The sequence below is a fragment of the Pseudogemmobacter lacusdianii genome (assembly GCF_030848395.1).
Lineage (GTDB): Bacteria > Pseudomonadota > Alphaproteobacteria > Rhodobacterales > Rhodobacteraceae > Pseudogemmobacter > Pseudogemmobacter lacusdianii.
The window spans coordinates 55,280-68,095 of sequence record NZ_JAVDBT010000005.1 but is presented as its reverse complement, the minus strand read 5'-3'; the positions used below and the strand labels follow the sequence as shown (position 1 = coordinate 68,095).

The window sequence follows — 12,816 nt, the reverse complement described above, 5'->3', positions numbered from 1 at the left end:
TCGGGCCAAAGCGCCCGTCCTGTTGGAAAAGGTTAATCCCCCGAGGTCCGGGCCACGTCATGCGCAAAGCCATACGCAAGCCATACATGAAACAGACGCAAACCAGACCCGGGGTTTTTCAGCGTTTTGAAGGCGTTAACCCGGCGTTCAATAGGCCTTGCCGCGGGCAGAGACCGGCCAGACCACCTCGACCTTGCCGCCGCGCACACCGACATACCAGTCGTGAACGTTGCAGGTCGGGTCGCAATGGCCGGGCACCAGCTTCAGCTTGTCGCCGACTTTCAAAACGCCTTGCGGATCATCAATCACGCCATGCTCATCGCTGCATTTGATGTATTTCACATCCTCGCGGCCATAGATCACCGGCAGGCCGGAATCGACCGATTGCGCCTTGAGCCCCGCATCCACAACCGCCTTATCCGCCTTCACATGGCTCATCACCGAGGTGAGGATGAAAAGCGCATTCTCCCATTCACCACGGTCAATCCGCTGACCATTTTGGTCAAGGATTCGGCCGTAGTCGGCGTCCATGAAAGCATAGCTGCCGCATTGCAGCTCGTTATAAACCCCTGATCCGCTTTCGAAATAGTAGGACCCGGTGCCACCGCCGGAAACCAGCTCGGGCTCAAGGCCCACGGCTTTCAATTCCTCAACCGCCTCCGAGACCTGCGCAATCGCCGCATCCAATTTACCCTTGCGATCGGCATAAGAATCCATGTGCTGCATCGCGCCCTGATAGGCTTGAAGGCCCTTGAAGGTCAGGCCCTCCGCCGCATCCGCCGCCTTGGCAATCGCCACCACCTCGGCGGCGGTTTTCACCCCGCAGCGCCCCGCGCCACAGTCGATCTCGACAAAGACACCGAGCGTCGTGCCGTGCTTCACCGCCCCCGCCGAAAGCTCGGCGATATTGGCGATGTCATCCACACAAACCGTTGTAAGAGCGCCCAATTTCGGCAACCGCGCCAGACGGTCGATCTTCGCCGCATCGCGCACTTGGTTGGAGACGAGAATATCCTTAATCCCGCCGCGCGCAAAAACCTCGGCCTCCGAGACCTTCTGGCAGCAGACCCCGACCGAGCCGCCCAGCCGCTCTTGCAGCAAGGCCACATCAACGGATTTGTGCATTTTGCCATGCACCCGGTGCCGCATACCGTGGCTGCGGGCGTAATCGCCCATCTTCTTGATATTGCGCTCTAAAGCGTCAAGATCCAGCACAAGGCAGGGCGTTTGGATGTCTTTGGCATCCATGCCCGGCAGCGCGGGGATGTCATAGCCCACTTCCAGGCCTTCAAAATTGATGTGCTTGTTCATGGTCTTATCCCCTCATTTCATCCAAGGCAGGCTGTCGAGATCGACATTGCCGCCCGTCACGATCACACCCACACGCTGGCCACGGAAGCGGTCCCGATTGGCCAGAATGCAGGCCAAAGGCACGGCACTGGACGGCTCCATCACCAGTTTCATCCGCTTCCAGATCAGCTTCATCGCCTCAACGATCTGATCCTCACTTGCCGTTAAGACATCCGCAACATTCTTGCTAACAAAATGCCAGGTGAGTTCTTTCAGCGGCACCTTCAGCCCATCGGCCACGGTCTCCGGCGCATCATCGGCAATGATATGGCCCGCGCGGAAACTGCGCGCCGCATCATCAGCATTCAGCGGCTCTGCGGCATAGATTTTCATCTCCGGTGCCAGCGTCGAAAGCGTCAGGCAGGTGCCAGAAATCATCCCGCCACCGCCAATCGGCGCCACAACAGCATCCAAACCCTCAACCTGTTCCAAAAGCTCGCGCGAGCAGGTCGCCTGCCCGGCAATTACCCGCAAGTCATTGTAAGGATGCACAAATTCTGCACCCGTCCACGCCTGAACCTCGGCGAAGACCGCCTCCCGGCTGCTCGTCGAAGGCTCACATTCTGTGATCACCCCGCCATAGCCACGCACCGCATCCTTCTTGGCCTGAGGTGCGGTCCGCGGCATCACCACATGGCAAGGAATCCCGCGCTGCCCCGCCGCATAAGACAGCGACAGCGCATGATTCCCGCTCGAATGCGTGGCCACGCCGCGCGCCGCCATCTCCTCGGACAGCCCAAAGACCGCATTGCAGGCCCCCCGCACCTTAAACGCGCCCGCCTTCTGGAAGTTCTCGCATTTAAAGAACAATTCCGCCCCGGTCAGCGCGTTCAGATAGCTTGAGGTCAGCACCGGCGTGCGGTGGATATAAGGTGCGATCCTCTCATGCGCCGCCAGCACATCATCAAAGGTAGGCACAACCAACCCATTGAAATCCTTCACGGTTCCGCCTTTCATCTTGATCTAAATACTCTGCGGGGGTGCGGGGGTGCAAAACCCCCGCCGCCGCTGGTCACTCTGCGGCCAAGGCCATAGCAGGGGCGGTGCCGCGATAATGCTCCTGCGCCGCCGCCACGCCCGAGCCCAGTTTCACTGGCCAGCCAAGATCAGCCATGCACATCTCAGCCACCGCCAGCCCCGACAGCACCATCGCATCGGTCAGCATGCCCAAATGCCCGATCCTGAACACTTTTCCAGCGACCTCACCCAGACCGACCCCAAAGGCCATGCCGTATTTCGTCGCCGCCAATTGCACGAGATCGGTGCCATTGCAGCCCTCGGGCACTTTCACCGCCGTCACCGTGTCCGAATAAAGCGCGGGCGAGGCCGCAAAGGGCGTCATGCCCCAAGCCGCCACCGCGCGACGCACGCCCTCGGCCAGCCGATGATGGCGGGCATAGACCGCCTCCAGCCCCTCATCCTCCAAAAGCTCAATCGAATGCGCCAGACCCGCGATCAGGCCTACGGCGGGGGTGTAAGGATAACCGCCCCGCGCATAAGAGCTGAGCATGTCTTTGAAATCAAAGAAGGTGCGCGGCAGTTTCGCGGTCTCCATCGCCGCAATAGCCTTAGGGCTCACGCCCAAGATTGCCAGACCCGCCGGCAGCATAAAGCCCTTCTGGCTCCCCGCCACCGCGATATCGACGCCCCAGCCGGCGAAATCGAACGGCATCGAGCCGATCGAGGAGACGCCATCGACAAAGAGCATCGCGCCATGCCCGGCCGCATCCATCGCCCGGCGGATGCCACCGATGTCCGAGCGCACGCCGGTCGCCGTCTCGTTATGCGTCGCCAAAACCGCCTTGATCTTGCCCGACGTATCCGCCTTCAGCGCCGCCTCAATCGCCGCCAAAGGCGCCCCTTCGCCCCAAGGCGTCTCGATGATCTCGACGTTCAACCCGTGGCGCTGGCACAGATCAATCCAGCGGTGGCTGAACATGCCAAACCGCGCCGCCAGCACGGTGTCGCCCGGAGAAAGCGTATTGGAAACAGCCGCTTCCCAGCCGCCGGTCCCGGTCGAGGGCAAGATGATGACCTCTCCCTCCGCCATTTTCAGCACCCGTTTCACCCCGGCCACTGCCGGTTTGAACAGCCGCGCGAAGGTCGGGCTGCGGTGGTCAATTGTCGGCATATCGCAGGCCTTGCGCACCGATTCCGGCATGTTGGTCGGACCGGGAATGAAGACTGGATTTTGCACGGACATGGCTCTGGCTCCCTCATTGTTACGGTGAGGTTAGGCCCAGTCCATCCATAGAACAATTTTTTCGAAAAGATTTTTCACTTGCTCATAAAGGTGCTTTTGTCCCAGTCTTTCAACAGCTTGCTCTTTTTCAACTTTGTGGTGTGAAATCCCATGTCTGTAAAACCGCGGGGCCGTCCAAAGTCTTTTCACGATAAGACCGATCAGAACACGGTGCAGGCCTTGGACCGTGGCTTACAGATTCTGACCCATGTCGCCGCCCACCCCGGCCGCACTCTGTCGGAGATTGCCGAAGCCACCGGTGAGGCCGTCGCCACTGTCTATCGCGCATTGGTGACATTGCAGGGCCATGATATGGTTGAGCTCGAGGAGCCGGGCCAATTTTGGCACATCGGTCCCGGCGCATTCCGCACCGGCAGCGCGTTTTTGCGCCGCACCAAAGTCGTCGAACGTGCCCGCCAAAGCATGGACCAGCTGATGCGCGACACCGGCGAGACCGCCAACCTCGGCGCCGAGCTGCGCGATGAGGTGGTCTTTCTTGCCCAAGTCGAAACCCATGAGACGATCCGCGCCTTCTTCGCCCCCGGCACCAAAGGGCCGATGCATTCCAGCGGCATCGGCAAGGCGCTACTGGCTTGGTATCCCGAGGAAAAAACCCGCGGCATCATCGCGCGACAGGGGTTGATGAAGTTTACCTCGCTCACCCTCACCTCTGAGCATTCGCTCTTGCGCGACCTTGCCCATACCCGCGAGCGCGGCTTTTCCATCGACGATCAAGAGCGTGCCGAGGGCATGCGTTGCGTCGCAGCACCCATCTTCAACGCCCATGCCGAGCCGGTGGCCGGGATCTCGGTCTCGGGGCCGGCGTTTCGCATGGGGATCTCAGAGGCAACCCGCTTTGGCGCCTTGGTCCGTGCCGCCGCCGACCGCGTCACCGAAGCAACGGGCGGCGCCCAGCCCTAGACTGGCACGTCAAACCAGACGCGCGGCCCTACGGTGCAACTGCGCCACCAGCTCAGGCGAGAGATCCAAGGCCTCGGCCAAGGCTGCCAGATAGGACTTTTCCTTCGCGGATTGCTGCCGGATGACCAGCAATGTGGCCGCATAAATCTGCGCGGCTTCTTGCCCGGACGCGGCCAAAGCGGCGATCTGTTCAGCGTCGAATTCTGTCGCGAATGCGGCGTCATTCAGGTCATCTGCATCCAAGCTTAGGCCCAGATCGGCCAAAGCGCCCTCGATCCGCCCAAGCTCATCCCCCGAGATCGATCCACCAGCCCGCGCCGCAGCAACCATCGCCTGCACCAGCTTGCGCGACAGTGCCTTTGCCTCCACTGCATCTAGGCCAGCCGCGTCACGCAGCCCCGCGCCCGCCTGCCAATCGCGCCACAAACGCCACGCCAAACCGCTGACCAATGCAGCGCTGCCAAGCCGCAGCCCCGCGCCCACAAGCCGCCGCCCGTCCCCGGTCAAAAGCACGCCGATCGCGCCGCCCGCCAGCAGCCCCTTGGTCTGATCGCTCTGCCGTTGCCACTGTCGCGTGGCATCCTTGGCGATCCGCCGCAGCCCGTGCAGCGTGGTCATTTGATCCAACAGCCTCTCAGTTTTGGTCATGCCAACACCCCTTTCCGCGCGACATTCTGCCCCACATCACGCCCAAGCTTTCGACATTGGCTCAGAACATGCGCAATGGCAGCGAGGCACAACCCCCCGATAACAATAGATTTTCATCAAGCTTTGTGACATAAAACGTCACAATGGAGCTGCCAGCACAGGGTTCCCCAAAGAGGCCGGTCAGATTGACTTGATTCTGAAACACATCTAATCGGCGCCGGTTTGTTCAGCCTGTCGCCTATAACCCGTCATAACTGTTCTGGTTCCCCATGTCCCTTCAGGCCTCTATCGCCACCATCGCCGTCCATTTTTCCTTAGGTCAGTATGATCAATTGGCCGCGCGCTACACCTACCCACTGCCGCTTTATCTGAACGACGAGCCGCAGGTTTTTGCCACACCGCAAGCCTTTCAAAGCTTTCTCGAACGCTTGCATAAGCAACTGACCGGCGATGGCCTGCAGCAACTTGAGGGCAATCTGGTCTCGGTCGAGCTGACGCGCTGCCAGCGGTTTCGCGTTTGGGCTGATTGGACCATTCGAGGCGCAAATGGCCATCAAACCGTGATGCAATCTATCTCTTTCAACAGTGGCAGCCATAAAGAGCGCCGCACCGAGATGATCCAATTCGTCGTCACCCCCGCGATCGCCGCCAAGGTCGAACTGAACGCCGCGTAACCCAGCCGGTTAAAGCCTAACACCGATGGCACCAAAGCCGCCTGCGCGCCCCAAGGGGGATTCGCGGCTTGGCCGTGGCCGATAAACGGCCCGCTCGCAAAACTGCCGCTCGCGGCAGGCCACATTCGGACAGGCCACATTCGCATTTCTCTGGAGAGCAAAGAATAAGGGCTTAAGCGTTTCCGCTTAAGCCCTTGAAATTCTGTGGTGGCGAGGGGGGGACTCGAACCCCCGACCCTGCGATTATGAGTCGCATGCTCTAACCAACTGAGCTACCTAGCCACTGGGCGGCGGAATAGTGGCACCGTCGGGGCACGTCAAGGGGCATTCCGACACCGATTTCAACATTGCGCATCGCAAAGCGCAAAATCACCCAAGTGACCGACGGTAAACCCGAATTCTTACGCCCCCACCGCCCGGTCATGCGCCACCCGTGGCCGCCCCGAGGCGGTCACCACCACATTGGCCTCGATGAACATGGTGCGCCCCTCGATTTCGACCTCGCGCAGATCACGGCTGGCGGTGAGCCGCAGATCCACTGCCCCCGCAAGCTTGGCGCGCGCCGTGGCCTCTTCGCGCAAAGCGGCCTCCATCGCGTCCAAAGCCGCCTCACGGTCCGAGAAATGCTCAAGCCCGCCCGGCAAATGCGCGGTGAAGCGCCCCTCAGCCGGAGAGCTGACCATCCCGGTCACCCTTTGGCTGACCTGCCCCGCCACCGCGCCAATCGCATTGGCGACCCCGGCATGTTCGGGCAAGATCATCTCGCAGCCCAAACGCGCACCGACCGCGCCGTAGTAATTCGGGGCCGAGGCGCCCAGCCCGATCACCGGAACCCCCAGCTTGGCGCTGATCTCAACAATGCCGCGGTGCTGCGACAGACCCGCCGTGGTCAGCGTGTGACTGGCCAATGCCGCCGGATCCTCGGCGCCAAAGGCATCATCCTCGGAGAAAGCCGCCTCCAAAAGGCAGCCCACGGTCTGCGCCGTCAGCTGATCGATGATGGATTGCGCCAGCACCTCGGGATCTTTGGCAAAGCGCTCGCCCGCGCCGGTGCGCCGCTTGGCCAAAAGCCGCAGCGCCTTTTCCGAGGCGCTGGCATCCCAACCGTCCTGCCGCCCAAGCACATGGCTGGCATCCGAAGGCGTCACGCCCGCGATCATCACCAAACCACGCTGCACCAACCGGTCCAAAGCCGCCGCCTCAAGGCGTGAGTTCAAAGCATCGGCCATCGGCATCGGCTTGGTCAACCGCGCCAGCACCGCCGCTTCGCGCGGGCCCAAGCCGCCCGCCTGCGCCGCCTGCCCGGTCATCGGGATCGCAAAGCGCCCATCCGTCTCGCCCACCGTCTCGGTCGAGAGCCAACGGTCCAGCGCGGCATGAACCATCCCGGGATGCTCATGCGCCAAAAGCGCCACCGGGATCAGCCGGCGCGGGCCCAGTTTCAGCCCGCCAGTCAGGCCTTGGGTCTGCAAATGCACCTCACTGTCGCCGCCAAGGCCCCAGGTCCGCATCGCCACCGCTTCCACCATGGTGCGGAAACCGCCCACGCGCGCGCCTTGCGGGTCAATCTCGGGCAGGCCGTCTTTCAGCAAGGCGACATCGGTGGTGGTGCCGCCGATGTCGCTGACCAAGGCCGTCTGCGCCCCGGTCAGCCAGCGCGCCCCCACGATCGAGGCGGCGGGGCCGGACAAGATCGTCTCAATCGGTCGCTCGCGCACCATTGCGCTTGAGATCAAAGCGCCATCGCCGCGCACCACCATCAGGGGCGCATCGATGCCAACCTGCGCCAGATGCCGCTCGCAGGCCGCCACCAGCCGGTCGATCATGCCAATCAGCCGCGCGTTCAGCACCGCCGTCAACGCCCGTTTGGGCCCGTTCAGCTGGGCTGAAAGCTCATGCGAGCAGGTGACCGGGCGGCCGGTGACGCGGCGGATCACCTCACGCGCAGCCGTTTCATGCGCGGCATTGCGGGTGGCAAAGCGCGCAGCCACGGCAAAGCCCATGACCTCTGGCCCCAAAGCCGCCACTTCGGCCTCCAAAGCGGCCAGATCCAAAGGGGCGGCCTCACCGCCGCCGTGGTTATGCCCGCCCGCAAGCCGCACCACAGGATCGCCTTTCAGCGCCTCGGTCAGCCCACCGCGCGTCAGGTCATCATCGTCAAAACCAATGAAGATCAGCGCCACCCGCCCGCCTTGGCCTTCGACCAAAGCATTGGTGGCCAGCGTGGTGGACAGCGAGACCAAAGCGATATCGCCCGCCGCAACCCCCGCCGCCTGCAAAGCGCCGTCCACCGCGCCGCCAATCCCCACCGAAAGATCATGGCGCGAGGTCAAGGACTTGGCCTTCCCAAGGATCACGTTTGAAACATCATCCAACACCACCGCATCGGTATAGGTGCCGCCGGTGTCCACCCCAAGAAAATAGGCCATCGATCTCGTCCTTCTGCGCTTTGCGATGGCGTGACTAACCCGCCCTTGGCCTCGCGTCAGCCCTAGCTGCGACCTTTCCTGTCGCGCATGGTCCGAAGTTGTGCGCGTTGCTGGGCCGGAGGGATACCCAAAGTATCGCGATATTTCGCCACCGTGCGCCGTGCGACCGGCGCGCCCGCCCCTCCCAAAGCCGCCGAAAGCGCCGCATCGCTTAAGGGCTGTGCGGGGTCTTCGTCTGCAATCATCCGCGCCAAGGCCTCGCGCAATGCGGCGGCCGAGGGGCCTCGCCCACCGATCGACTGGCTGAAAAGCTTGCGCAGCCACCACGTGCCCAAAGGTGTGTCGATCGCGGCCCCTGCAATCACCCGGCTGACGCTGCTTTGATGCAAGCCGGTGGCGGCGGCCACCTCCGCCATCGTCATCGGACGCAACGCGCCAATGCCTTCCTCCAGCGCCAGAACCTGCCGGCGCATCATCTCCCGCCCAACCCGCAGCAAAGCCGCGTTGCGGCCCTGCACTTGGCGGATCAGCCCCTGCGCCTCGGCCCGCTTTTGCGCCAAATCCTCGCTGCGCGCCTCAGACGGCAGATCTGCCAAACGCAGACTGGGCAAGGCACTTGCGTTCAGCTCGACCTCCCATCCCTGCGCACCGCGTCGCGCGATCAGATCCGGCTCACGCAAAGGGGCTGCACAGGCGCCAAACTGCGCGCCGGGCTTGGGATCTAGCGCACGAATGCGCCGCAGGATCGCCAAGATTGCGGCCTCATCCACGCCCAAAGCCACCGCCACCCGGTTGTAAAGCCCGCCCGCCACATCGCGCAGCCGAAACAGGACGCCGTCCACCACCGGATCAAGCCAGCCCTCCTCCTCGGCCTGCAAACGCAGGCATTCGGACAAAGAGCGTGCAAAAAGCCCGGTCGGTTCAGCCTCTGCCTGCACCTGTGCCAAGATCTGCTCGGCCCGTGCCAGTCCAAGACCGCTTTCCGCCGCAAGATCCGCCAAAGAGCGTCCCAACCAGCCCGAGGGGTCCAGCGCCATCACCAACCGCTCGCCAAAAGCCGCCTCGGCACCGCTCAGCCGCAGCCCCGACACCAACCGGCTGGCATGGGCCTGCAAACTGGGTGCGGCCCCTTGGGTCAGCTCTTCCATCGTCAAGCTGCCGCGCGCATCCGCCCCGCTATAGGGACTGCGCAAAGCCTCGGACCAGCGCGGCAGCCATTCGCCCAAAGGCGCGGTTTCCACCAAAAGCTGGGGGTTCTCGGCCGCGGCCTCTTCCAAAAACCGGCTCAACCCCGCCGCATCCCGCCCCAACAGCCGGATCGAGGACAAAAGCCGTGTGTTCAGCACCAGCCTTTGACTTTGCGCGATGGTGATGCGGTTGCGTCCCGACATCAGATGAAGCTAGGCCGCAAAACCCAACCCCGCAACGCCCTCTTTCAGAATATAAATATCATTAGGGGGCCCGGGGGGCATTTCGCCCCCCTCTTAACTATAAAACCGGGGCATTCTGCCCCCCCTCTTAACTCAAAACAACGGGGCGGAGCGGCCCTCCGCATAGCTATAAACCACAGCGCCGCCTCAGAAGCCCATGCGCAGCCGCGCCACCAATTCCTCCAGCATCGCCTCGCAGCGCGACAGCTGCTCGACCGAGACAAACTCATCCGGTTTGTGCCCCTGCGCCATTGAGCCTGGGCCGCAGATCACCACCGGCACGCCCAGCCGCGCATCAAACAGCCCGCCCTCGGTGCCGAAGGCCACTTTGATCGTGCCATTGGCCCCGGTCAGCGATTTGACGAAATGGACCACCTCGGCCTCGGGCGGCGTGCCAAGGCCGGGGTAATCCCAAAGCCGCTCGATCGAGATCGCCGCCTCGGGGAATGCGCCGCGCAAAGGCGCCACCACCGCCTCGGCCCCGGCGCGCAATTCCTCAATCAGCCCCGCCACATCCACACCCGCCAATGAGCGGATCTCGAAATCCACCGTGGCGCGGTTGGGCACGATATTGACCTGCACGCCGCCTTGCATCTTGCCGACATGCACCGTGGTATAGGGCACATCGTAGTCGCCATCGAAAGGACCCTCGGCGGCAATCCGCGCCTGCACAGCCCGCACAACGCCAATGAAATCCGCCGCCAGATGCAAAGCGTTCAGCGCCAAAGGCGCCAGCGCCGAATGCCCCTCACGCCCGGTGCAAACCGCCCGGAGCGCGACCTTGCCCTTATGCCCGGTGGCAACCTGCATCCCGGTCGGCTCCCCCACGATACAGAACCGAGGCCGCTCTGGCGCGGCTTCCAGCACGTCGATCAGACTGCGCACCCCCATGCAGCCGATCTCTTCGTCGTAAGACAAAGCCAGATGCAAAGGCACCTTTAGGCCCTCGCGCGCGGCCAACAGCATCGCGCGGATCGCACAAGCCACAAATCCCTTCATATCTGCGGTCCCGCGACCATAAAGCCGCCCCTCGGCCTCGGTCAGCGCAAAGGGGGGCTTGGTCCAAGCCTGCCCCTCCACCGGGACCACATCGGTATGGCCCGACAGCATCACCCCGCCGCCGCCCGCCGGCCCGGTCGAGGCGTAAAGATTGGCCTTGCCCCCCGCCGCATCCGGCACCAAATGGCTCTCAATCCCCGCCGCAGCCAAAAGCTCTGCCACATAATCCATCAAAGCCCGGTTGGGGTTCGAAGACACCGTGTCAAAAGCAATCAGCCGAGCCAAAATCTCGGTCACACTGGGAATAGATGCGCGGGCGATGGGTTGCATGAAATCTCTCCTCTGCCCCTGACCTAGCGCGAAGAGAGCCGTCTCGCCAAATCATTCCCACAACTTGCCCGGTTTAGAGTTTCGCACCTTCCCCCCGCCGCGCGCTTCTGCAACTCTGCCCCGAAGAAGGAGCGCCCATGCCCCGCTTTGCCCTGATCTCTACTCTCGTCGCCACAGCCCTGCTGCCGCTGCCCGCCGCCGCCCAAGACCCCGCTTCCGGCCCGGTGCGTCAGCATATCGCGGCGCATCAGCTTTATGACATCGGCCTCGCGCAAGACGATGCGCTTTTGATCCTTGCCGCCATCGCCTTGGCGCATCGGGTCGAGCTGCGCCCCGCCAGCGGCTGGGAGGTGAGCGGCGACGGTCTGCCCCCTCCCCCGCCCGACGCAATGGCCGTTCAGCCCGCATTCCCGCAAGATCCGCGCACATCCGAAGCGCTGGCCTTGGTCCAGTTGATGGCCGAGGAAAGCTTGGCCCTTGGAGATATCGCCGCAGATGTGGCGGCCGAAATTCAAACCGTTACCCCCGGCCAGCCCCGCCTAAACGCCGCCAATAGGCTTTTGCCCGAAAAGGGTGAGGACCGCTGGAGCATGGTCTTCAACGGCCAGCTCCCGGCCGAAATCGGTCTGATCTCCGAGACCCCCTTGGAGCTTCGCGTTCAGGACGCCCAAGGCGAAACCCTTTGCGCAATCTCAGCCGCCAATGCCTTTTGCGGCTTTCTGCCCGAACGCAATGATTTCTTTACCATCACGATTATAAATTCCGGTCCAGCCGCCGCCTACCAAATCATCACCAATTGACGAACGCCTGCCGTCATTTCCGCCTCGCGCCCCATGACAATATTTGTCACGCCAAACCGGCTATTCAGCCGGCATGTGAAATGCCAGACTGTCAAAAGTCGGCCGCGCAATTGTGGCCGCTTCACGATTACATAGGATAGGATCTGATGCCAAATTCCCTTTCCCTAGCTTTTACCACCACCGCCCTTGTCGCTTTGGCCGCTCCGGTCTTCGCGCAAGACAAAACCGGCTCCAATCTCACCACCAGCGGCGAAGGCGCCGCCGGCGCTGCGGCAACTTTGTCGATGGGGTATGAGCTTTATGCCATTGGCACCGAAGCAAAAGACCCGGTCACCGTGCTGGCCGCCGCCAAACTCGTCGCCTCGGCCGAGGTTGAGGCCAAGACCCCCGCCGCTTTGGAAGGCGCCGCCGTCGCCGGTGCCGCTGAGGCGGCCGAGGAGCTGACGCTGGATGGCTTTGCCGCCACGCGCAAGGCCGCCGATGCAGCGCCAGAAGCCCCCGCCGCTTTGGCCAGTGACGCGGAGCGTCCCGCCGCGGTTGCCAGCTTCAAGACTGGCCTCAATGAGGAGGAGGGCGATGCCGAAGCCCCCGCCACAGCCGCGCAAATGTTCGCCAAAGCGGCCGAATTGGCGGGCGATGACGCCGCCTTGCAAGAGATCATCGAAGATGCCCAAGCCGAAACCTCGCGCGGTCGGATCGGCGGCGGCGTCAGCTGGCTCTCGAAACTGAATTCGGGCAAGATCGACATTTGGGAAGTGCCCTTCTACGGCAATTCCTATGCCGAGGTCGCGGTGGTCGGCGATGGTGACGCCAATCTCGATGTCATCATCACCGATGCCAATGGCAATGTGATCTGCTATGACACCTCGCCCTCGGATCAGGTTTATTGCGACTTCGTCCCAGCTTGGGACGGGTATTTTTACGTTGCGGTGGAAAACGCAGGTCGCAAACGCAACTCCTATTATTTGATGACCAATTAATTCCCCACACATC

The 12,816-nt window shown here is 62.6% G+C and carries 11 protein-coding genes and 1 tRNA gene; 4 read left to right on the top strand and 8 right to left on the bottom strand.

What is annotated here, in order from left to right:
- Window positions 1-147 precede the first annotated feature (147 nt).
- The 3 genes from bhcC to bhcA form a co-directional block, all read right to left on the bottom strand.
- Window positions 148-1,311: a 3-hydroxy-D-aspartate aldolase BhcC gene (bhcC, locus tag Q9295_RS06320; RefSeq protein WP_306679674.1), complete on the bottom strand. Its 1,164-nt coding sequence runs from the start codon at window positions 1,309-1,311 to the stop codon at window positions 148-150.
- 12 nt (window positions 1,312-1,323) lie between these two features.
- The gene (gene bhcB, locus Q9295_RS06315) at window positions 1,324-2,292 is read right to left on the bottom strand and encodes a beta-hydroxyaspartate dehydratase BhcB (RefSeq protein WP_306679673.1); all 969 of its coding nucleotides are present in this window, start codon (window positions 2,290-2,292) and stop codon (window positions 1,324-1,326) included.
- A 70-nt stretch (window positions 2,293-2,362) separates the two neighbouring features.
- On the bottom strand, window positions 2,363-3,553 hold the full coding sequence (gene bhcA / locus Q9295_RS06310) for an L-aspartate--glyoxylate aminotransferase BhcA (protein WP_306679672.1): 1,191 nt from the start codon (window positions 3,551-3,553) through the stop codon (window positions 2,363-2,365).
- 150 nt (window positions 3,554-3,703) lie between these two features.
- Here bhcA and bhcR point away from each other — a divergent pair, with 150 nt between their 5' ends.
- Window positions 3,704-4,513, top strand: a complete 810-nt coding sequence (bhcR, locus tag Q9295_RS06305; RefSeq protein WP_306679671.1) for an HTH-type transcriptional regulator BhcR — start codon at window positions 3,704-3,706, stop codon at window positions 4,511-4,513.
- A gap of 9 nt (window positions 4,514-4,522) precedes the next feature.
- Here bhcR and Q9295_RS06300 read toward each other — a convergent pair whose 3' ends face one another.
- Window positions 4,523-5,161, bottom strand: a complete 639-nt coding sequence (locus Q9295_RS06300; protein ID WP_306679670.1) for a DUF533 domain-containing protein — start codon at window positions 5,159-5,161, stop codon at window positions 4,523-4,525.
- A gap of 269 nt (window positions 5,162-5,430) precedes the next feature.
- Between Q9295_RS06300 and Q9295_RS06295 the strand changes: the two genes are divergently transcribed.
- The gene (locus Q9295_RS06295; protein ID WP_306679669.1) at window positions 5,431-5,835 is read left to right on the top strand and encodes a hypothetical protein; all 405 of its coding nucleotides are present in this window, start codon (window positions 5,431-5,433) and stop codon (window positions 5,833-5,835) included.
- Between the two features lie 205 nt (window positions 5,836-6,040).
- Here the strand turns inward: Q9295_RS06295 and Q9295_RS06290 are convergent.
- The 4 genes from Q9295_RS06290 to argE form a co-directional block, all read right to left on the bottom strand.
- Window positions 6,041-6,117 (bottom strand) — tRNA-Met (locus tag Q9295_RS06290).
- 119 nt (window positions 6,118-6,236) lie between these two features.
- Window positions 6,237-8,264: a hydantoinase/oxoprolinase family protein gene (locus Q9295_RS06285; RefSeq protein ID WP_306679668.1), complete on the bottom strand. Its 2,028-nt coding sequence runs from the start codon at window positions 8,262-8,264 to the stop codon at window positions 6,237-6,239.
- A 62-nt stretch (window positions 8,265-8,326) separates the two neighbouring features.
- On the bottom strand, window positions 8,327-9,655 hold the full coding sequence (locus Q9295_RS06280; protein WP_306679667.1) for an RNA polymerase factor sigma-54: 1,329 nt from the start codon (window positions 9,653-9,655) through the stop codon (window positions 8,327-8,329).
- Between the two features lie 186 nt (window positions 9,656-9,841).
- Window positions 9,842-11,023 (bottom strand): acetylornithine deacetylase, encoded by a 1,182-nt coding sequence (gene argE / locus Q9295_RS06275; protein WP_306679666.1) that lies wholly within the window; start codon window positions 11,021-11,023, stop codon window positions 9,842-9,844.
- A gap of 137 nt (window positions 11,024-11,160) precedes the next feature.
- On the opposite strand from argE, the gene Q9295_RS06270 reads away from it, so the two are divergent.
- The gene (locus tag Q9295_RS06270; protein WP_306679665.1) at window positions 11,161-11,823 is read left to right on the top strand and encodes a hypothetical protein; all 663 of its coding nucleotides are present in this window, start codon (window positions 11,161-11,163) and stop codon (window positions 11,821-11,823) included.
- Between the two features lie 146 nt (window positions 11,824-11,969).
- The gene (locus Q9295_RS06265) at window positions 11,970-12,803 is read left to right on the top strand and encodes a hypothetical protein (protein WP_306679664.1); all 834 of its coding nucleotides are present in this window, start codon (window positions 11,970-11,972) and stop codon (window positions 12,801-12,803) included.
- Window positions 12,804-12,816: the final 13 nt, after the last annotated feature.